This window comes from Phycisphaerales bacterium, assembly GCA_040217175.1.
Classification (GTDB): Bacteria; Planctomycetota; Phycisphaerae; order Phycisphaerales; family UBA1924; genus JAHCJI01.
Genome location: JAVJNT010000001.1, coordinates 1,075,805 through 1,095,614 on the forward strand (window position 1 = coordinate 1,075,805; position 19,810 = coordinate 1,095,614).

Annotated in this window: 18 protein-coding genes; 14 read left to right on the forward strand and 4 right to left on the reverse strand. The window is 69.5% G+C overall.

Annotation, left to right across the window (positions count from 1 at the left end; translation table 11 throughout):
* Positions 1-77 precede the first annotated feature (77 nt).
* The 8 genes from RIA68_04650 to RIA68_04685 all read left to right on the forward strand — a co-directional run bounded on the left by RIA68_04650 (position 78) and on the right by RIA68_04685 (position 8,942).
* Positions 78-524, forward strand: a complete 447-nt coding sequence (locus tag RIA68_04650) for a hypothetical protein (protein ID MEQ8316724.1) — start codon at positions 78-80, stop codon at positions 522-524.
* Between the two features lie 12 nt (positions 525-536).
* Entirely contained in the window at positions 537-1,493 is a 957-nt protein-coding gene (locus tag RIA68_04655) for an enoyl-CoA hydratase-related protein (GenBank protein ID MEQ8316725.1), read from the forward strand.
* Positions 1,494-1,646: 153 nt separating this feature from the next.
* Entirely contained in the window at positions 1,647-2,498 is an 852-nt protein-coding gene (locus RIA68_04660) for a hypothetical protein (GenBank protein MEQ8316726.1), read from the forward strand.
* A 147-nt stretch (positions 2,499-2,645) separates the two neighbouring features.
* Complete coding sequence (locus RIA68_04665; protein ID MEQ8316727.1) at positions 2,646-4,706, forward strand: acyl-CoA dehydrogenase family protein; 2,061 nt, start codon at positions 2,646-2,648, stop codon at positions 4,704-4,706.
* 225 nt (positions 4,707-4,931) lie between these two features.
* Positions 4,932-6,065: a pyruvate dehydrogenase (acetyl-transferring) E1 component subunit alpha gene (gene pdhA, locus RIA68_04670; protein MEQ8316728.1), complete on the forward strand. Its 1,134-nt coding sequence runs from the start codon at positions 4,932-4,934 to the stop codon at positions 6,063-6,065.
* A 9-nt stretch (positions 6,066-6,074) separates the two neighbouring features.
* Entirely contained in the window at positions 6,075-6,266 is a 192-nt protein-coding gene (locus tag RIA68_04675) for a hypothetical protein (protein ID MEQ8316729.1), read from the forward strand.
* Positions 6,267-6,287: 21 nt separating this feature from the next.
* Complete coding sequence (locus RIA68_04680; protein ID MEQ8316730.1) at positions 6,288-7,262, forward strand: alpha-ketoacid dehydrogenase subunit beta; 975 nt, start codon at positions 6,288-6,290, stop codon at positions 7,260-7,262.
* 57 nt (positions 7,263-7,319) lie between these two features.
* Positions 7,320-8,942 (forward strand): dihydrolipoamide acetyltransferase family protein, encoded by a 1,623-nt coding sequence (locus tag RIA68_04685; protein MEQ8316731.1) that lies wholly within the window; start codon positions 7,320-7,322, stop codon positions 8,940-8,942.
* Here the strand turns inward: RIA68_04685 and RIA68_04690 are convergent.
* Together RIA68_04690 and RIA68_04695 are read right to left on the reverse strand one after the other, a co-directional pair.
* On the reverse strand, positions 8,939-9,544 hold the full coding sequence (locus RIA68_04690; protein MEQ8316732.1) for a hypothetical protein: 606 nt from the start codon (positions 9,542-9,544) through the stop codon (positions 8,939-8,941). The genes RIA68_04685 and RIA68_04690 overlap by 4 nt on opposite strands.
* 127 nt (positions 9,545-9,671) lie before the next feature.
* The gene (locus RIA68_04695) at positions 9,672-10,412 is read right to left on the reverse strand and encodes a zinc ribbon domain-containing protein (GenBank protein MEQ8316733.1); all 741 of its coding nucleotides are present in this window, start codon (positions 10,410-10,412) and stop codon (positions 9,672-9,674) included.
* A 636-nt stretch (positions 10,413-11,048) separates the two neighbouring features.
* On the opposite strand from RIA68_04695, the gene RIA68_04700 reads away from it, so the two are divergent.
* Positions 11,049-11,693: a hypothetical protein gene (locus RIA68_04700; protein MEQ8316734.1), complete on the forward strand. Its 645-nt coding sequence runs from the start codon at positions 11,049-11,051 to the stop codon at positions 11,691-11,693.
* A gap of 97 nt (positions 11,694-11,790) precedes the next feature.
* Here RIA68_04700 and RIA68_04705 read toward each other — a convergent pair whose 3' ends face one another.
* Positions 11,791-12,258: a thioredoxin family protein gene (locus tag RIA68_04705; GenBank protein MEQ8316735.1), complete on the reverse strand. Its 468-nt coding sequence runs from the start codon at positions 12,256-12,258 to the stop codon at positions 11,791-11,793.
* Positions 12,259-12,362: 104 nt separating this feature from the next.
* Complete coding sequence (locus RIA68_04710; protein ID MEQ8316736.1) at positions 12,363-12,995, reverse strand: hypothetical protein; 633 nt, start codon at positions 12,993-12,995, stop codon at positions 12,363-12,365.
* A 283-nt stretch (positions 12,996-13,278) separates the two neighbouring features.
* Here RIA68_04710 and coaE point away from each other — a divergent pair, with 283 nt between their 5' ends.
* The 5 genes from coaE to RIA68_04735 all read left to right on the forward strand — a co-directional run bounded on the left by coaE (position 13,279) and on the right by RIA68_04735 (position 19,770).
* Positions 13,279-13,899 (forward strand): dephospho-CoA kinase, encoded by a 621-nt coding sequence (coaE, locus tag RIA68_04715; GenBank protein ID MEQ8316737.1) that lies wholly within the window; start codon positions 13,279-13,281, stop codon positions 13,897-13,899.
* A 656-nt stretch (positions 13,900-14,555) separates the two neighbouring features.
* Positions 14,556-15,812 carry a transcription termination factor Rho gene (gene rho / locus RIA68_04720; protein ID MEQ8316738.1) on the forward strand — a complete coding sequence of 419 codons (1,257 nt, stop codon included), beginning with the start codon at positions 14,556-14,558 and terminating at the stop codon, positions 15,810-15,812.
* An 18-nt stretch (positions 15,813-15,830) separates the two neighbouring features.
* Positions 15,831-16,181, forward strand: a complete 351-nt coding sequence (locus tag RIA68_04725) for a hypothetical protein (protein ID MEQ8316739.1) — start codon at positions 15,831-15,833, stop codon at positions 16,179-16,181.
* A gap of 35 nt (positions 16,182-16,216) precedes the next feature.
* Positions 16,217-18,781 carry a hypothetical protein gene (locus RIA68_04730; protein MEQ8316740.1) on the forward strand — a complete coding sequence of 855 codons (2,565 nt, stop codon included), beginning with the start codon at positions 16,217-16,219 and terminating at the stop codon, positions 18,779-18,781.
* The gene (locus RIA68_04735; protein ID MEQ8316741.1) at positions 18,778-19,770 is read left to right on the forward strand and encodes a hypothetical protein; all 993 of its coding nucleotides are present in this window, start codon (positions 18,778-18,780) and stop codon (positions 19,768-19,770) included. The genes RIA68_04730 and RIA68_04735 overlap by 4 nt, the downstream gene beginning before the upstream one ends.
* The last annotated feature ends 40 nt before the right edge of the window (positions 19,771-19,810 follow it).

A 19,810-nucleotide genomic window follows, 5' to 3' on the forward strand; every position in this document is an offset into this window, starting at 1 on the left:
TAGAACTCGCAAAGCCCGGGTGTAAGCCCGGGCTTTGAGTTGCGCGGCGGGCGGTTTTTGTCGTGCAACGATCCTGCATGCCTCTCGGCCTCTATCCCTACGGCAACTGGGAGCCCTTCCCGCACAACGCCGGTTGGCGCGCGATGTTGCGCCAGCGTCGCGGGTTCAAGGAACGCTCGCGCTGGTCGCTGGTGTGGACGAAGGTCGACTGGAACGCCTTCCCCGAAGGAGGGGTCTTCGGCCACGACCGAGAGTGGTGCGTCGAGCGAGAGATCTACGCCACGTGCACACACGCTGGCGAAGACCTCTTGCTCATCAACTTGGCGTGGGCGGGCTGGCCCGATCCGCCCGAGTGGGGCCTGTGGTCGCGAGCCGAGCATAACCGTTCGGCCCGGTGGCATCCCTGGGGGCACTTTGCCTTGATGCCCGATGCCTGGACCGTGCCCGAGCCGGACGAGTTGGGCCCGTCCGAGGGCCGGGGGCAGCATGATGATCAGAGCGTAGACTCGCCAGATTATCCCTAGGAGGCCCTACGCATGACCACCCCACTGCCCGTCCATACCGACGACCGTGGCACCCCCGTCCTCGTCGTCGAACTCACGCAGGACGCCCCCGTCGTCGTGCTCGACCGAGCGCTGCTCGAGGCCCTCGACGCCACCCTTGCCGGGCTGAGCCTCGACGGCGTCGCCGGCGTCGTGCTCGCGAGCGCGTCTGAGAAGGTCTTCGTCGCTGGGGCCGACCTCAAGGCCGTGCGCGACCTGAGCGACGCGGACCTGCACGCGTACCTCGAGTTCGGTGCATCGGTCTTCGCGAAGTTCCACCAGATGCCCGTGTGGACGGCCGCCGCAATCAACGGCGCGGCCCTCGGCGGCGGGCTCGAGCTGGCAATGCACTGCGACGGGCTCATCGGCGCGCCGGGCCAGAAGCCCTACCCCGTCGGCTTGCCGGAGGCAGGGCTGGGCATCTGCCCGGGCTGGGGGGGCACGAATCTGCTGCCAGCCCGCATCGATCCGGCGACCGCCATCCGAGCCACCGCCGCCGGCACGCCCATGCCCTACCCCGACGCCGCCGACGCCGGCCTGTTTGACCTGATCGCCCAAGACGCGACCCCGCCATCGAGCGGCCTGCGGTCGCTGGCGGCCGACTGGATCCGCGGCCAGGGCGCTCCACCCACGCGTGACGGCGCCCCCTATCGATGGATCGGCCGCGAGGCCGGGCCCGTCCGCGAGGCGCTCAAGGCCGTCGAGGCCGACCTGCCCGACACCGGCCCGGGCGCTGGGCCCGCCAAGGCCGTCGCCGAGGCCGTCGCCGTGGGCTTGGGCACCCCCAAGGACGACCCCGCCCTGAACCCCGGTGAGACCGGCGGGCCCGGTGGCAGCGCCGCCGGCGGCTGGCAAGAGGCCCTCCAGACCGAGCGACACCACCTTGTCCGCTTGCGCCACGAGCCGGCTGGCCGCGCGGCCATCGAGAAGTTCTTTAGTAAGAGCAAGTAGGTAAGAGCAAGCAAGCCAACACCGACCCACGCGTCCTCACGCCGGGACCCGACCTGCAGGCACGGCCGCTGGTTCGCCAAGAACAACGCGTCACCAAACGCTCGCGCAGCGTCGCACATCGCCAATCGTGCGGCGCTGACCAACAATCGCTCGATGGGCGATGATCATCGCCAGGATGCGGACACCATCCCCGCCGGCGTTGCCTGCACCGGCTGCCGGTACGAGCTGGCCGGCCTGCCGCGCGGGGGCGTGTGCCCCGAGTGCGGGCTCGACGCCCCGGCGTCGTGGCCGGTGTACGACCTGCGTCGATGCGCGCGGCCGTACGTCGCGAACGTGCTGGATGAGCTGCGGGTGCTCAACTGGGTGACGATTGCCGCCTGGGTCGTGCTCGCCTCGGCGGCGATTGCCGGCCTTGGCGCGGCGTTCGAGGGGCGCGGCGGCGGCGTGGCGATCGCGGCAATGTCGTTCGGCCTGCTGGCGGTCGCCGGGCTCGTGCCGCTGCCGCTGCTGGTGCTGTACGCCTGGAGCGCACTGGCGCAGCACCCCAACACGAGGACCGCGCCGGGCGGCGCCGAGCGAGTGCGGCTGGGGCGGGCGCTCCTCGTTGCGCAGCTCGGCCTGTGGGGCGTGCTCGGGCTCGGCTTGCTGGCCGGCTTTTTGGATGTGCGGGTCGCCTGGCCGGCCTTCGTCGCCGCTATGGCCATCGCCCTGATCGGCCTCGGCTGGGCGTGCCTCGAGGCACTCGCCTACGCCGCCCACGTGCTCGACCGCGCGGGCAGGGCGTGCGCGGGCAGGGCTGTGGTCCTGGGCTGGGGCTTTGCCTTCGTCGTGCTGGGCGTCGTCGCGGCGGGGTCGGCGTTCGTCGATCTCGGCCGGCCGCTGGCCCTCACCGCGGCTTCGGTCGCCTTGCTGGGCCCGGCAACGGCCCTGGCACTGCGACTCGCCCGTGCGCGGGCCGTGGTGGGCGTGATCGCGGACGGCAAGCGGGCCCCGGACACGCCCTGAGCGGGCCTATGCGTGCTTTCCCCCACCGTCCGGTGGCCTTCCGAAACCAGACCACGGACGCTCGCCCGGGGTGGTTTTGGACTCAATAATGCGGACGAGACATGCACGCACCGCTGCGGGCAACAGGCATCGGGCTCGGTTGGCCCGATGCCCGACGGCATCCGTCCGGATTCCTGCCCCGGCGTGCCCGGCGACGCGACCAAGGAGCTCTACCAGATGGCCGACCTGAAGAACATGAAGGGCGTTTCCGAGGCCGACCGCAAGCTGCTCGAGGAAGCCGAAGAGCTACTAGGTGCCGAGCCCGAGTCGATGGGCTTCGCCAAGAACCTCTTCTGGGGCCGCTTCCGCGAAGACCTGATGCTGCCCTACCCCGAGCCGTCGGCCGAGGCCAAGAAGGAGTGCGACGAGCTCGTCGAGCGCCTTGAGACTTACCTGAAGAACGAGCACCCGAGCATCCAGATCGACCAGGAGCAAGAGATCCCCCGTTGGGTGATTGATCGGCTCTTCGACTTGGGCGTCCTCGGCATGACCATTCCCAAGGAGTTCGGCGGGCTGGGCATGGGCATCACGGCGTACAACCGCGTGCTCGAGACGATCGGCAAGTACTGCGGCAGCACCGCCGTGCTCGTGAGCGCCCACCAGAGCATCGGCTGCAAGGCCGTCATGCTCTTCGGCACCGACGAGCAGAAGAAGAAGTGGCTGCCCAAGCTCGCCAAGGAGTGGGTCAGCGCGTTCTGCCTGAGCGAGCCCAACGTCGGTTGCGACGCCGGCGGCCAGGAGACCCGCTGCGAGGTCTCCGAAGACGGCGAGTACTACATCCTCAACGGCGAGAAGAAGTGGGCGACGTCGGGCGCGATCGCCGGCCTGTTCACCGTCATGTGCAAGCAGAACATCGACGGCAAGGACAAGGTCACCGCGCTGGTGTGCCACCCGGACATGCCGGGCATCGACATCTACTCCAAGAACCGCAGCAAGTGCGGCATCCGCGGCACGTGGCAGGCCCGAATCCGCTTTAAGGACGTCAAGGTCCCCAAGGCCAACCTGATGCACAAGGAGGGCCGCGGCCTGAACGTCGCGCTGACGTGCCTGAACTACGGTCGATGCACGCTGAGCGCCGGCATGCTCGGCGGCGCCAAGCGCGCCATGGACCAGGCCATCCGCTGGAGCCAGACGCGCTACCAGTTCAAGGCGCCCCTCGCCGACAAGGACCTGGTGAAGCAGCGCATCGCCCACATGGCAGCGCTGACCTACGCGATGGACTCGGTGCTCTACATGACCACCGGCATGCTCGACCGCCACGACGAGGACATCATGGTCGAGACGGCCATTTGCAAGGTCTTCTGCTCGGAGATGGGCTGGCGCGCGGTCAACGACGCGGTCCAGATCATGGGCGGCGAGAGCTACATGACCGAGAACGAGGTCGAGCGCATCTTTCGCGACAGCCGCATCAACACCATCGTCGAGGGCAGCAACGACCTGATGTGGTCGTTCATCTTCGGCTACGGCGGCAAGCAGCTCGGCGAGGCCATGCTGGGCGTCAAGCTCAAGGTCGACTGGGACAAGGACGAGAGCTTCGGCCAGAACCTCAGCCGCATCGTGCCCAACCTGATCCAGCCCAAGATCATCAAGGCCGCCGTGCCTCTGGGCGCGCAGGTCTTCCTGGGCATCCGGCCCAAGGCCCCGAGCATCTCCAGGGTCCACGCGAGCCTGCGTCCGCAGGCAGACCGCCTGGCCAAGCTGATCCGCGAGCACAGCCACCAGTTCAAGATTACCTCGAAGCGCTACGACGCCGAGCTCGTCAGCCGGCAGGTGCCCCAGGCGCGTCTCGCGCTCAACGCCATCTACCTGCATGCCTTTGGCTGCACGCTGAGCCGCCTGGACAAGGACATCCGTGACGGTCTCACCGGCCCGGAGATGGAGCGAAACCGCGCCGCGGCGATGCACTTCTTCGACCTGGCCGAGACGTGGATCCAAGCCAACTGGCGCGAGCTGTACGAGAACGCGGACGACACGCTGTTCAAGGCCGCCGACGCCGCGCTGGCCCACAACGCCACGATGCCGGCAGACAACTTCATCATCCCCGAACGCACGCCGACCGACCAGCGCGGCGAGGGTCGGAGCGTGAACCAGGACGCCATCAAGCAGTTCCCCGGCGACAATGCCGCGCAGAAGATCGGTCTGGAAGCCCACGCGGGCGCCGCCAGCTAGATCACCGGATTCCGTTCGCGGGCCGCCGACCGATCGGGCCGGCGGCCCCTATCATCACCCTTCGGGGGCTCTCCCGATCGCCATCGGCCGGGCGCAGACTCGTGCCGACCCCCACTGGTCCGTTGCACCGACCGGTGCACCTGGGGGCCGACGGCTATCGTGCGCTCCCTGCCGCAGTGACCACCCCGCCGGGCCATTCGGCCTCGCGTAGACAGGAGCCGACCCATGCCACGCAAGGTCGCCTACAAGACGCAGATCGAGCACCTGCAAATCCTCGACGAGAACGGCAAGCTCGACGCCAAGCTGGCCAAGGAGCAGGGCAAGAACCTGCTCAGCGACGAGCAGGTGCAGCAGGCCTACGAGCACATGACCATCTGCCGCCAGTACGACGAGGTGGCCTTCAAGCTGCAGCGCTCGGGCCGCATGGGCACGTTTCCCCAGAACAAGGGCCAGGAAGCCGTCGCCATCGGCAGCGCCCTGGCCGCCCGCAAGGGACAGGACTGGCTCGTCTCGGCCTACCGCGAGAACGCGGCGCTCTTCATGCACGGCCTGCCCATGCACTACGTGCTGACGTACTGGATGGGCGACGAGCGCGGCAGCAAGATCCCCGAGGGCGTCAAGATCACGCCGCTGAGCGTACCGATCGGCACGCACATGCTGCACGCCACGGGCATCGCCTGGGCCAGCAAGATGCGCAAGGAAGACAGCGTCGCGCTGACCTACTTCGGCGACGGCGCGACCAGCGAGGGCGACTTCCACGAGGCGGCCAACTTCGCGGGCGTCCTGAAGGTCCCGTGCATCTTCATCTGCCAGAACAACTCCTGGGCCATCAGCGTGCCGCGCGAGAAGCAGACTGCCTCGGAGACCTTTGCCCAGAAGGCGCTCGCGTACGGCTTACCGACGATCCAGGTCGACGGCAACGACCTCTTCGCGGTGTACGCCGCCACGCGACAGGCCCACGAGCGTGCCCGCAAGGGCGAGGGCGCGTCGTTCATCGAGGCGGTGACCTACCGCCTTGCCGACCACACGACCGCGGACGACGCGTCGCGCTACCGCGACACCAAGGAACTGGATTCGTGGAAGGCCAAGGACCCGCTGATCCGCCTGCGGAAGTACCTCGAGAGCAAGGACCTGTGGAGCGACGAGCAGCAGGAAGCGCTCGAGGCCAAGGCCAAAGCCATCGTGCAGGAGGTCGTCAAGACCGCCGAGGAGATGCCCAAGCCCGACGTGGACGACATCTTCGACTACACGTTCGCCGAGCTTCCCGAGAGCCTGCGCGTGCAGCGCGACACGATGCGGACCACGTCGCTGGGCCAGAACCCCGAGCAGGCCGGGCTTGGCGCCAGGGCGGCACGGTAGGAGTTGCGCATGACCTCAAGTGATCTCAAGATCTCTGCATCTGCTCTCGCTGAAATCGAGCAAGCATTGCATTCGTACCACGATCAGGTTGAGTCGTCATCGATGGCAGAAAACACCAAGAAGACCTATTTGCGTCACGCGGATACTTTCGTCCGCTGGCTTAAGGGCGACTTTGAACCCGGCGAGCGAGTTTCGCTCTAGTAATTTGAAGGATCGCTCAGCATGGCTGAACTCAACCTCGTCCAGGCCATCAACCTCGCCCTCGCCCAGGAAATGGAGCGCGACGATCGCGTCATGGTCCTGGGCGAAGACGTCGGCCTCAACGGCGGCGTCTTCCGCGTGACCGACGGCCTGCAGAAGCGCTTCGGCGAGGACCGCGTCGTCGACACGCCGCTCGCCGAGAGCGGCATCCTGGGCACCTCCATCGGCCTGGCCATCAACGGCATGCGACCGGTGCCCGAGATCCAGTTCGAGGGGTTTCTTGGGCCGGCGTACGACCAGATCGTCCACCACGCCGGACGCATGCGCACCCGCACGCGCGGGGCCGTCACCGTGCCGCTGACCGTCCGCGTGCCCGTTGGCGGCGGCATCCACGCGCCCGAGCTGCACAGCGATTCGCCCGAAGCGATCTACAGCCACCATGTCGGCCTGAAGGTCGTCATGCCCAGCACGCCCTACGACGCCAAGGGCCTGCTGCTGGCGGCCATCCGCGACCCCGATCCGGTGATGTTCTTCGAGCCCAAGCGCGTGTACCGCAGCTACAAGGAACAAGTCCCCGAGGACGACTACACCGTCGAGATCGGCAAGGCCAAAATCGTCAGCGAGGGCGACGACGTCACCGTCATCACCTGGGGCGCGACCGTGTTCCAGGCGCTGGCCGCACTCGACGAGCTGCCCGAGGACGTCAGCGTTGAGTTGATCGACATGCGCACCATCTACCCGATGGACGAGGACACGATCGTCGAGAGCGTCATGAAGACCGGCCGATGCGTCATCGCCCACGAGGCCCCGCGCACCGCCGGCATGGGCGCCGAGATCGCGACCATCCTGCAAGAGAAGTGCTTCCTGCACCTGGAGGCGCCAGTGCAGCGCGTGACTGGTTTTGATACCGTCATGCCGTATTACAAGCTCGAGAACCACTACCTGCCCGAGTCGCCGCGCATCAAGGAGGCCATCGAGCAGGTGCTGGCCTACTAGGCTCACGCGCCGCTCGCGACACCCGCCGAACCGACCGCAGACCAATCGAGGATTCCCATGGCCGGCAAAGTCTCTTCTGATCCCAACATCTTCCTCCTTCCGGACATCGGCGAGGGCCTGCAGGAGGCCGAGGTCATCAAGTGGCTGGTCAAGGAGGGCGACGCCGTCGAGGAGCAGCAGAGCCTCGCCGAGGTCGAGACCGACAAGGCGCTGACCGAGATCCCCTCGCCGCGCGCGGGCGTCATCAAGACCCTTCACGGCAAGGACGGCGACGTGATGAAGGTCGGCGAGCCATTCGTGAGCTACGAGGGCGGCGAGGGAAGCGCGGCCCAGCAGCCGACCCCCCAGCCGGACAAGACGAAGAAGCAGCCGCCGAAGAAGGGCGACCCCACGCCCGCCGAAAACAACGGCTCGGCCGCCCGCGAGGACGACGGCACCGTCGTCGGCAAGATGAGCGCCGACACTCCCGGCCTCACGCGGCAGGAGGGCAAGGCCCTTGCGACGCCCGCCGTGCGTCGCAAGGCGCGGGAGATGGGCATCGACATCAACGCCGTGCCGGGCTCGGGCATCGGCGGCCGCGTGCTCGAGAAGGACCTCAAGGCCTTCGAGCAGTCGGGTGGAGGGTCCGGCGGCACGACGCAGAAGCCCGCGACGTCGCCCAGCGCCACGCCCGACGCCGGAACGACGCGCAAGCCCATGCCGCGCCCGCAGGCCCAGCCGCAGCAGCAGTTCCAGCAGCAGCCCATGCCCCAGTACCAGCCCCAGCCCCAGCAGCAGATGGGCTACGGCATGCCGCAGCAGCAGATGGGAATGCCGTATGGCATGCCCATGATGATGATGCCCGTGCCGATGATGATGCCGTTCCCGGGCATGTACCCCGGCATGGGGGGCATGGGCGGCGGCGTGCCGATGGCGCCCGGCTACGTGCCCGCCAGCGTGCGGCCGATTCCCGATCCCGCCCAGCAATCCAAGGCTGTTTCGGGCAACGCGAGCACCGCCTTCCGCGGCGTGCGGCGCACCATCGCCAGCAAGCTGCGCGAGAGCGTGGACACGGCCGTCCACTTCACCGTGATGGACGAGGCCGACGTGACCGACCTGGACGCGCTGCGCCGCCAGTTTGCCGAGGCGGGGACGAAGCTCAGCTTCCTGCCGTTCGTCGCGGCGGCGGTCTGCAGGGCCATCGCGCCGCGTGCCGGCGGCCGCTTCGGCGCGCTCAACGCTCGCGTGGAAGGGAGCGGCGAGAGCCAGGAGATCGTCGAGCACCACGCCGTGCACCTGGGCATCGCCACCGACACCGACGCGGGCCTCATGGTTCCGGTCATCAAGAACGCCGACGCGCTCGACGTCGCGAGCATGGCGGGCGCCATCGCCAACGCCGCCAACGGCGCACGCACCCGCTCGGCCGCCCGCGAGGACCTGTCGGGCAGCACCTTCACCATCAGCAACGTCGGCAGCCACGCCGGCATGTTCGCCACGCCGGTGATCAACGCCCCCGAGGTCGGCATCCTCGCCGTCGGCAAGGTCTACGACGCCGTCGTCGTGCGTGACGGCCAGGCCGTCGTCGGCAAGAAGATGCCCCTGAGCCTGGCCTGCGACCACAGAGTAGTGGACGGCGCGACGGCGGCGCTGTGCCTGGCGGAGATCGTCAAGCTCCTGCAGGAGCCCGGCTCGATCGCCTAACGGCTCCGCCGACGCCGCGCGGCGGGAATCATGAGCCCGGCAAGCACCAGCGCACCCGCCGGCGCCGGCACGATCTGGATCCGCGCCGTGCCCTCGGCGAAGTCGTCGAGCCTCGACTCCGACAGCGGGCTACCGGGCCGCAGGTACACGTTGAATCCCGTCGTCCGGGTCGAAAAGTCGATGAACAGCGGCTCGGAACCGGCCACGGGCGCCGTGTACGTGACCTCCCAGAACGCGATCGGGTTCGAGTCGTCGCCGTAGATGCCGCCCACTCCGTGGAGCTGACCGCCGCGGATGCCGTCGAATCCATCCGCGACCGGCACCCCCGCAGCGGTGCCGGCGCCATCCATAGGCGACACCAGCCGTGGGTCGCTCAGGCCGACCCGCCCCTCGCTCGAGAAGAACGACGTGGCGACGCTGGCCATGCCGTACAGGGCCGGGTCGAAGTAGGCCTCGAGCCGGATGGTCGTCGACTCGCCCAGCTCGAGCGTCGTGTCTTCCACCACGATGTTCACGCCGTTGCGGGCCGGCTGACCGTGGGCGAGGGCGGCCAGCCCCAGCAGCGTCGCCGCAGCCATCGCGATCGGGATCCGGTTCGTCATGATTTCCTCCTTGCACGTTGCGACGCACCGCCGCGACGATGCAACGGGGGGAGGCGGCGACGGGCGTTGCGATGCCTGGAACCTACCACGCGTTCGGCCGGCACGCAAGCCGATCGACGCGAGCCTGTCAGATGGCCATCGCTGGCCGCCGTCGGGCCACGACGCGCGCCAGCCCGCACTCGGGGCACGCCTCGACGCCATCGCCAAGCTCGTAGCCGCACGCCGGGCACAGGCCACGCCGTGCGCGGCGGCGGAGCCTTCGCCAACGCACGAGCGAGAAGGGCGTCAGCACGAGCACGCCGTAGAAGAGCGTATTGCCCAGCAGGCCCGGCCACAGGGGCAGGTAGGGGACCGACCAGTCCCGGCCGAGGGCGCGGAACATCCAGAGGCCGGGCGTGCTCGCGCTCGCACCCGGCGGCGACGCCGCGGGCGCTGCGGGAAGGATGGTCACGTGCAGGCGGCCGTGCGCCGCCCGCAGCGGCCAGCCGGTCTCGAGCGCCATCACGCCCCCGCCGTGCTCGTCCAGCAGCTCGGCGATGGCCGGAGGCCTCGGGTCCTCGTCCACCACGTTCGAGATGGCGCGCCGGTGTGCGCTCGGATCGCCCGTCTCCCCGACGTACTGCATGCGCCAGATGCGCACGTCCGCGCCGATCGTGTGGCTCGTCTTGGCCGTCGTCATGTGCTGACCCGCAAAGTAGAAGGCGGTCGTCTGCCGCGGCAGGGGGAGCCCCGGCGGGTCGTAGGGCGCCGCCCCAACGACCACGCTGCCCGCCGCCAGCACGACGCCAACCACTAGCGACACGATCACGAGCCGCCACGTGATCACGCGGGGTCGGCGCGGCGTCTTCGCTTCGCGGCGGTGGCGCATGGGGGACGGTAGGAAGTTGCGGGCGCACGGCGCGTCGTGACGAGCCCCCGGCGTGAGCCGGGGGGCATGGATGCGCGGACGATCGCGGCGTGGTCATGCCCCCTCGCTCACGCGAGGGGCTCGTAAGCGTGTGATCCTGGTGCGCAGGCGGCCGTTCGATGCGCGTAGGAAGACCGTCCAGAGGCGCAGGCACGCTCCCTATGCCCGCAGGTGACGCTTCCTTGGGCGCAGGAACGCTTCGCGTGGGCGCAGGAACGCCATCCATGGGCGCAGGGAGAGCATCCAGGGGCGCAGGAAGAGCATCCAGGGGCGCAGGAAGGCCGTCCATGGGCGCAGGAATCGTTCCTGCGCATCGGTATCGGACGCCCGGGACCGGCGGGCGGCGGGCGGGGCGATCGGCCCCGGGCGTGGTTCTCGTGGCGTGGCGATCGGATCCGCAGGACGAACGCCGAATGTAACTTTCTGCCCGAGCAGAACTTATAAGAAACTTTCCGAAAACTTGCATCTCGGACCAAAGTCGCCCGCGCAGGCCGTCGATCAACGTCTCGGCCCCGGGCGTGTGACCCGCGGCCACCGTGACTCGTGGGCGTCGGCCGGCTTGGTCGGGCCCGGACTCTTGCAGACTGGAGATTCGAAATGGGTACGAACTTGCCCGCCGAGCGCGGGCCCGCACTCGACTGGATCAACGCACGACTGGACCCCTGGGAGACCAACGCGGCGGCGATCGGCCTCGAACCGACCGACCCCGCCGCGCTGGTCGCCCTCGCCGGCGCGGCTGATGACGCCAGGCTCGCCGCGGATGCGGCCCGGAGCACGTCGAAAACAAAAACTCTGGACTGGTACGACAAGGCCGACGCGGCGATGGACTTTGCGCGCGAGCTCATCCTGAAGATCAAGTCCGCGGCGGCCAGCGATCCGCAGGTGTACGTCCTCGCCCAGGTCAGCCCCAAGGCCAGCCCCGGCGAGACGCCGCCGCCGGAGATCCCCAGCGACGTCAGGGCCGAGCTGCTCGACCAGGGCCGCGTGCGGCTGACGTGGAAGGGCAAGGGACCGCGCGGCACGTTCTACATCGTCAAGCGCCGGCTGCTCAACGAGAACGCCTTCACGGTCATCGCGACCGTCACCGACAAGGTTTTTACCGACGAGAGCCTGCCCTTCGGCGCCGACAAGGCCGTCTACGCCATCGATGCGCAGCAGACCGACAAGCTGGTCTACGGGCCAGAGAAGAACGTCCAACTGGGCGTCGGCAACGGGCAGCAGGCGAGCGAGCAGGCGGCCTGAGCCGCCCGCACGACTCCAGACCCACATCACGACGCCGCGGCGCCCGTTCGGGCCGCGGCGTTCGGTTTGCGCGCTCGCTTCGTTTTGATCTTCTCGCTCAGCTGGCCTGCGCGATCGCGTCCTGCATCGTCTGGCGGATCTGCGCGGTGCTCGCGCCGCCGCCGGCGATCTGGCCGAGCACAGCGCCAGAGTCGGCGTCCAAGAGGTAGATCACGCCGGTCGTGCCGCCGTTGCTCTCGCCCAGGCTGGCCAGGCCCGCGTCGGCCAGGGTCTGCGTCGCAGCCGGGTCGCGGCGGTCGGTGTAGTCGGCCACGATCACGCGGACGCTGTTGTAGGGCAGGTCGGTCAGGGCCTCCTGGAACTTGGGCTCGAGCTGCTTGCAGGGGGCGCACCAGTCGGCGGTCATCATCACGGCGACGACCTCGGCCCCGTTGGCGGTGCTCGCCAGGCTCTGCTTGTCGGCGCGGCTCATGCTCGCGGTGTCGCCCGACGCGGTGATGGCGCAGGCGGAAAGCGAGAGCGAGGCGGCCACGATCGACGCGGCAATGGCGGTGCGGATGGGCATGGCGGGGTCTCCTGCTCGAGGGCGTGCGTGCCGGCGGCGGGCCGCCCGCCCCACGGCGGGACCCCCGGCGGCGTCCTCCGGTGAGAGGAGGTCGCGCCGGGGGTTTATTCCCGCCAGCGGGCGAGCGAGAGCCGTCGCACGAGGGCACGGCCGCGGGAGGGCGGCTCGGGCGGGCGGCCGGGCCCGGGACCCGCGCCACCCCCATCGCCGCCATCGCCCCCATCACCATCGAGCCCGCCGGCCTCGGGCCCGCCGGCATCCCCGACGCCCGATCCGGCCTCGCTCACCTGCGCGAACGCCCGGGCGTAGGCCTCGCCCACCTCGGCCAGCGAGACCTGCCGGAGGTCGAGCGTCGCGATGGGCGAAACGCCCGGCTCGGGCGGCCCGGCGTCGGGGTCCTCAGAAACCGGCGACGCGACGGCGATGGCCGGACGCCGCACGACCACGAACGGCAGCGCGACCGCGACGACCAGGAGCGGCGTACCCGCCGGCCCGCCGGGATGCGCCGGGCCGAACTCGTGCTGGGCCGCCTCGGGCAAAACGCTGACGCCCTGCCGCTCGATCTCGCCGGTGCACTCGTCGACGCGGAAGGCCTCGCGGTGGACCACGAAGACCGCCACGAACTGGCCGGGCCGCACGTCCTCGGGCGCGAGGCGGCGGACGACGCCCTCGGCCGCGTCTTCGGCGGCAAAGGGAAGGACGGCGGGGATTGTGCGGGGACGCTGGTAGTCGGTCATGGTGCACGCTCCCGCCACGCTGGCGCTCAGACAGAGCGCGCACGCGGCTTCGCGAGAAGTGAAACGGAACGAATCTGGATGAACGGGGAAGGCGTGGCCTCAGCCGTGGGCGAGGCGCAGGAACCGCGGACGCCAATCTCGGGCGCGCACGATGCCCGCGGGCCGGCTGGCCCTGGCGAGTCGTGATGTATTGAGCGCCTGCATCGCACGGTTCCTTTCGGGCCGCCCTGAACGTGGGCGGGGAGAATGATTCCCAGCCCCGCCGGCGTGTCAACTATTCCCCATGACGAACGAACGTTTTCTGGTGCTGGGCCTGGCCGGCGGCATCGGCAGCGGCAAGAGCGCCGTCGCGGCCGTCCTCGGCGAGCTGGGCTTCGTCGTCAGCGACTCGGACGCCGGCGCGCGGGCCGTGCTCGAACGGCCCGAGGTCGTCGCCGAGCTCGTGCGGGCGTTCGGCCAAAGCGTGCTGGACGCGAGCGGCAAGCCCGATCGCAAGGCCATCGCCGACGCGGTATTCGGCGACGAGGCTCGGCGACGGACGCTCGAGCAGATCGTCCACCCGAGGCTGCACGAGCAGCGCGCGCAGTTGATCGAGGCGGCCCGCACGCGCGGCGCGGCCGGCGTGGTCATCGACGCCCCACTGCTGTTCGAGGCCGGCGTCGATGCCGAGTGTGACGCGGTCATCTTCGTCGACACGCTCAGGGCGGTGCGGCTCGCGCGCGTGATCGAAGGCCGGGGCTGGACCGAAGCGGAACTCGCCCGCCGCGAGGCCGCCCAGATGCCGCTCGAGGAGAAGCGGCGGCGGAGCCAGCAGGTCGTCGCGAACGACGGCGACATGGACGCCCTGCGAGCTCGGGTGCGGGCGGCCGTGGAGGCCATTCGGAGCGATCCAGGCAGGCCATAGGCCACGCATCCAAGCGACATCTGCGGGCGTTTGCCCGGCCCGCGGATCGTGGCTATGGTCATGCAGCCACGCGAGCCGTGGCGACCCTTTCCCTTGCCAATCCGGGCGATTCGTCGGGCACGCGTTACGTCGCCCCGCCCCCGTGTTTGTTGGCCGTTGTCAGGCTATTGATTGGCACGCAGCCGTGGTCAAACGCCGGCGACTCGCCGGCCCCGCGTTGTCGCTCGTGGCGACGCCGGCCACGCCCGATCTCGATTCCAACCTCCCAACCCGCACGTACATCCTGCGAGGACGCCATGGCGAAGACCACGCCCGCCGAGAAGCGCGAGACCCAGCGCGAAGCGAAGAGCGAAGAGAAGCGCGACGACAAGCGCGAGGAAAAGCGCGAGAGTCCGCGTGACGACGGCGCGTCGACTGCCACCGCCGAGCCGCGGGACCGCGACGGCGGCGGCAGCGGCGATCGGCCCCGCTCGCGCTCCGGCGGCAGGCGGGACAGCAACAACGACGGCGGCGGCCGACGCAAGCGTCGCAAGCGCAAGGGTGGTTCGTCGGGCAACTTCGACCACGGACTGCCCAGCGACGACGAACTCGAGCGTGAGGCCGCCGAGATCGAGAAGATCGCCGCCAAGGCCGACCCCAAGGCGCTCAAGGAAGCCCTGAGCATCAGCGACCTCCAGCGGATGGACCTGGAAAAGCTCCAGAAGCTCGCCAAGAAGGACGGCCTGGAGGACTACGACGGCCTCACCAAGCAAGACCTCATCTTCAAGCTCTTGAAGCTCCGCGCCGCCAGCCAGGGCTTGCTCGTCGGCGATGGCACGCTCGAGATCATGTCCGACGGCTTCGGCTTCCTTCGATCGGCCGAGCAGAGCTACCTGCCGGGCCCCGACGACATCTACGTCAGCCCGAGCCAGATCCGCCGCTTCGGCCTGCGCAAGGGCATGGTCGTCCGCGGGCTCATCCGCCCGCCCCGCGAGAGCGAGCGCTACTTCGCGCTGCTCCGCGTCGACGAGGTTAACGGCCGCGAGCCCTCGGCCGCCCACAAGCTCAAGCAGTACGAAGACCTCACGCCCCTGCACCCCGAGGAACGCTTCAACCTCGAGACCGGGCCCGAGACCGTCGAAACGCGCATCATGGACCTGGTCGCACCCATCGGTAAGGGCCAGCGCGCCCTCATCGTCGCCCCGCCGCGCACGGGCAAGACGGTGCTGATGCAGAAGATCACCCAGGCCATCACGACCAACCACCCCAAGGTCAAGATCATCGTGCTGCTCGTCGACGAGCGGCCCGAGGAGGTCACCGACTTCCGGCGCAACACCAGCGACGACGTCGAGGTGGTGGCCAGCACCTTCGACGAGCCCGCCACGCGCCACGTCCAGGTGTGCGACATGGTCATCGAGAAGGCCAAGCGCATGGTCGAGTTCGGCGACGACGTCGTCATCCTGCTCGACTCGATCACCCGCATGGCCCGCGCGTACAACGCCGAGCAGCCCCACTCGGGCAAGATCATGTCCGGCGGCATCGACGCCAACGCCCTGCAGCGGCCCAAAAAGTTCTTCGGCGCCGCCCGCGCCATCGAAGACGGCGGCAGCCTCACCATCATCGGCACGGCGCTCGTCGAGACCGGCTCCAAGATGGACGAGGTCATCTTCGAGGAATTCAAGGGCACGGGCAACAGCGAACTGCACCTGGACCGCAAGCTCGTCGAGAAGCGCGTCTGGCCGGCCATCGACGTCGGCTCGAGCGGCACCCGCCGCGAGGAGCTCCTGCTCGACCCCAAGGAGCTCGAGCTGACCTACAAGCTCCGCAAGGTCCTCAGCGACATGAACGTCGTCGAGGGCATGGAGCTGATCCTCAACCGCCTCAAGAAGACCAAGACGAACGCGGAGTTCCTGATGACGATGCAGCTGGGCTAGGTGCCGTATCGTCCGGCGATGCCCGAGGGCCCGCCCATGCCCGAACTCGACGCAGCCCGCCCCGTACTGCTCTCCAGGCGACTGAGCACCGCCGCGCTGGCCCTGGTGGCCACGCCGTGGGCCGGGGCTCTGGTGGTCGCGGGGCTCTGGCTGGTGTTCAGCGCGGGGCCCAGATGGCCGATGTTCTCGGAAGCGGCCACCCTCGGGGGCTGGACGGCCATCGCCATGGGGACCTTCGTCTTCATGTTCCTCGTGGCCGACCGGGTCTTCCCCAGGGCGGCCCGGGCGATGGGCTGGGCCTGCGAGGTCGTCCTGGTCGCCCTGTTCTGCATCGGGTTCGTGGCCACGGCCTGGGCGATCCTGTCCTGAGCCACGCCGGGAACCCGTCGTGTTGGAGGTGGTTCGTGACGCGATCGTTCCGGCTGGCAGTCTGTCTCTCCCTCGGCCTCGTGGCCTTGCTCGCGCCGCGCGCCGCCGCCCAGCCGACGCCCGAGCCGCTCGAGGACTACGCCGCCTTCGGCCTTTCGCGCATCGCGCTGCTCGACCTGCGCATGCAGGGCAGTCCGACCGAGGACGACTACCGCATCGCCATGCTCGGGCTCGACCTCGCGCGCACGTATGCGCCGAGCGAGCCGATCCTGCTCCGGCGACAGATCGAAGCGGCCTGGTCGGCGGGCCTGGACGACCGCGCCCTCGAACTCACCCGCCAGCTGATCAAGCTCGACCCGGCCGACGACGTCGCGCTGCTCCGCGTGGTCGCGGCGGGCATCGAGAACATCCAGACGGTCGAGGAGCGCTTGAGTGCCTACGAGCGGCTGCTGCGGGCCGAGAGCGTCTCCGCCGCCGTGCGCAGCCGCCTGGCGCTCGACGCCGCCTTGCTCGCGCGTGAGACCGGCAACGAGCGCCGGTTCGTCGACCTGCTGGCCACCGCGGCCGAGCTCGATTCGACCAACAAGGAAGCCGCCGCGCTCGCGCTGGCGTACTACGACCAGGCCGGCGGTTCGTCGGTCGGCCGCGTCGAAATGCTCGCCAACCTGCTGCTGGCCGACCCGGTCGATCCGCAGGTGCACGCCCAGCTCTCGGACTTCCTCGCCCGAAACGGTGCGTTCGAGCAGGCCATCCGCTTCCATGATCACCATCAATCGCTGTTGCTGGCGGCCGGTCGCCGGCCGCAGGCGGCCGCGGCACTCCGAAGGACGCACCTTCGGTGGCTGGCCTTCGGCCCCGCCGGGCTGGCCGACGAGCTCGAGCTTCCCGTGCTTCAAGAGCGGTCCAGGCTGGCGCGCATGCTTCGCATGATGCGTGAGCGTGGGGAAGAAACCCAGGGCATGCAGCAGCCCGAGGACATCCTGCCCCCGCCCGACGCCGCCCTGCTGCGCATGGTTCTGGCCGACGCCGGCGACGATCCCACCGCCGCCAGCCGCGCGTCGGAGGACCTTCGCGGCTCCACGGCCGAACGCCTGAGCCAGATGCTCCTGGCTACCCAGGGCGATCGCGACCAGGCCCGCCGCGTCGCGCTGCTGGCCACGCAGGTGCGCGCCGAGACGGCGCTGTCCATGGTGCTCTCGGGCGTGCAACTCGAGCTGGTCCGCGTCGATATCAGGCAGGCCAACGAAGCAATGGATCGCGCCCTGGCCGACGAGGCGATCCTGGGCGAGATCGACCCGGCCATGATCGTGCCCGCCCAGGAGCAGCTCGGGCTTGTCGTGGCGCTCATGGACACCATCGACGCCGCCGGCACGCCCGAGGCAGACGAGCGGCTGGCAGACCTGAAGCGCCGAATGGATGAACGCACTGCGCCGATGGCGGCGCTGGCCTACGCCCACGCCCTCATCGTGCACCAGCGCACGCTCGACGCGGTCCCGCTCCTGCGCCTGATCATCCGCGAGGATCCGGCCTCGACGTGGGGTGCCTGGGCCCATCAAGAGCTGCTCGAACTGGGCTTCGCGTCGCCCTACCCCGACGCCGACGCCATCGCCGCCGCGGCCCGCGCCATTCCCGACTGGCTCGACCGCATGGTCGAGAAGCCCGAGAACTACATGGAGATGTCGGTCGAGGCGATCGAGTCGAGCGAGCACGTCACCGACATCACCCGACTGCGGCTCACGCTGCGGAACAACTCGCCCATCCCGCTGGCAGTCGGTCCCAGTTCGCCCATCAACAGCCGCCTCCTGCTGTCGCCCGTGCTCGATGCCGACCTCGACCGCCTCACGCCGGTCGCGATTCCCGAGGTCAGCAGCATTGACACACGCCTGCGCCTCATGCCGCGCGAGCGGCTGGTGATCGACGTGTGGGCGGGAGCCGGCCTCGCAGGCTGGTACCTCGAAGCGGCCGGCCAGCGGACCACCCGCACGCGCTGGCGAGCGCTGCAGGGATTCATCTATACGCAGGGTGCGAGCTATCAGCCCGGCCCCATGTGCCTGAGCGCCGAGACGGGCCTCATGGTCCGACGCCCGCTTCCCGAGATCAACCTCGGCGGCCAGCGCATCATCACGCGGCTGCTTGCCGACGACCCCGCCGTCGTGCCGACCATCTCTGCGACCATCAAGAGCGCCCTCATCGGGCCGGGCACGCCCCCGCGAGGGCGGGACCCCGAGCCCTTCGTGCCGGTGATGCAGGCCGCCGGCCAGCGGCTCGCCCAGTCGCCCGAACTCGTGCAGATCACCATGATGGTCGCCCTGCCCAACGGCAAGATCGCGCGCGCCGCCGAGCCCTTCGACCGCATCGCGCTCGACAATGCCGTTGCCCCGATCGGCCTGGCGACGGCCCTGCTCACGCGTGCAAGCGACCCCGATGATCCCGCATTCGCCCGCGCGTTCGAGAGCGAAGACGCGAGATTGCAAGAGCTCGCCGGTCTCCTGCAGGCACGGCTTCGCGCCGGCGGCCGCAGCTACGCAAACTACCAGGGATTCGGCCCGCCCCAGTCGAGCCCGCCTGCGGGCGCGACCACGTCTTCCGCCACGCCATGAGCAGCCGGCCCGGCCAGCGCGGACAACGCTCGGCCGCAGGCCGGATGCGCACGCTGGCGGCCAAGGCCAACCGCTGGCGGCAGACGCGTTGGTTCCGCATCGCAGGATTCGTCGCGGGCGCGGCTCTGGTCGTCCTTGCCGTCGTGGCGGCCCTGCGGCAAGATCCGCAGGCAATGCATCGCTCGATCGAAGCGTTGGGTGATCACCCCTGGTGGTTCGTGCTGCTGTTCGTGACGCTGCCGCTCCTCAATTGGCTGAGCATCTCGGCATCGATCTGGTTCCTGCTCTCGCGCTTCGGCACGCTCGGGGTTCGCGAGACGTCGGCCCTCGTCGGCATGGCCTGGTTGCTCAACTACCTGCCGATGCGCCCGGGCATGGTCGGCCGCGTCGCATACCACAAGGCCGTCAACGGCATTCCCGTCCGCAAGACCGGGCAGACCCTGCTCGAGGGCGCGGTCATCACGGCGGTCGCGAGTGGCGTGATGCTGCTCGGAGCGCTGTTCCTGCGGGGCTTCTCGCCCTTGGTCGCGTGGCTCGTGCTCGTCGGCGGGCCCACCGTCGTTGGCGGCATCGCCGCGGCGGCGTTCTGGCATGCCAGGCCCGTAACGGCTCGCTACTGCGCGTCTGGTGCCCTGCGCGTCATCGACATGGCGATCTGGGCAGGCCGGTACGCGCTCGCATTCGAGATCGTCGGCACGCCCATCGACCTCTCGGCGGCGCTCATCCTCGCCGTGGCAAGCCAGATTGCCATGCTCGTGCCCTTCGCCGGCAACGGCCTTGGCCTGCGCGAGTGGCTCATCGGGGCACTCGCCGCCGGCCTGCCCGCGGCCATGCTTGGCGGAGGCGATGCGGGCCTGTCGGCCGGCCTGACCGCCGATGTGCTTAATCGCGTGGTCGAGGTCCTGGTCGCCGTGCCGCTCGGCCTGACCTGCCTCGCACTTATCGCTCGTCGATTGCGGCATCGAACCCGCCTGGGCACCCCACCCTAGCTCATGGCCTTCCCTAGGCCGCCTCGATCGGCGACGGGCA

Coding starts and splice junctions, on each gene's coding strand:
- RIA68_04650 (MEQ8316724.1), top strand. CDS start 78: ATGCCTCTCGGCCTCTATCCCTACGGCAACTGGGAGCCCTTCCCGCAC.
- RIA68_04655 (MEQ8316725.1), top strand. CDS start 537: ATGACCACCCCACTGCCCGTCCATACCGACGACCGTGGCACCCCCGTC.
- RIA68_04660 (MEQ8316726.1), top strand. CDS start 1,647: ATGGGCGATGATCATCGCCAGGATGCGGACACCATCCCCGCCGGCGTT.
- RIA68_04665 (MEQ8316727.1), top strand. CDS start 2,646: ATGCCCGACGGCATCCGTCCGGATTCCTGCCCCGGCGTGCCCGGCGAC.
- pdhA (MEQ8316728.1), top strand. CDS start 4,932: ATGCCACGCAAGGTCGCCTACAAGACGCAGATCGAGCACCTGCAAATC.
- RIA68_04675 (MEQ8316729.1), top strand. CDS start 6,075: ATGACCTCAAGTGATCTCAAGATCTCTGCATCTGCTCTCGCTGAAATC.
- RIA68_04680 (MEQ8316730.1), top strand. CDS start 6,288: ATGGCTGAACTCAACCTCGTCCAGGCCATCAACCTCGCCCTCGCCCAG.
- RIA68_04685 (MEQ8316731.1), top strand. CDS start 7,320: ATGGCCGGCAAAGTCTCTTCTGATCCCAACATCTTCCTCCTTCCGGAC.
- RIA68_04690 (MEQ8316732.1), bottom strand. CDS start 9,544: ATGACGAACCGGATCCCGATCGCGATGGCTGCGGCGACGCTGCTGGGG.
- RIA68_04695 (MEQ8316733.1), bottom strand. CDS start 10,412: ATGCGCCACCGCCGCGAAGCGAAGACGCCGCGCCGACCCCGCGTGATC.
- RIA68_04700 (MEQ8316734.1), top strand. CDS start 11,049: ATGGGTACGAACTTGCCCGCCGAGCGCGGGCCCGCACTCGACTGGATC.
- RIA68_04705 (MEQ8316735.1), bottom strand. CDS start 12,258: ATGCCCATCCGCACCGCCATTGCCGCGTCGATCGTGGCCGCCTCGCTC.
- RIA68_04710 (MEQ8316736.1), bottom strand. CDS start 12,995: ATGACCGACTACCAGCGTCCCCGCACAATCCCCGCCGTCCTTCCCTTT.
- coaE (MEQ8316737.1), top strand. CDS start 13,279: ATGACGAACGAACGTTTTCTGGTGCTGGGCCTGGCCGGCGGCATCGGC.
- RIA68_04725 (MEQ8316739.1), top strand. CDS start 15,831: ATGCCCGAGGGCCCGCCCATGCCCGAACTCGACGCAGCCCGCCCCGTA.
- RIA68_04735 (MEQ8316741.1), top strand. CDS start 18,778: ATGAGCAGCCGGCCCGGCCAGCGCGGACAACGCTCGGCCGCAGGCCGG.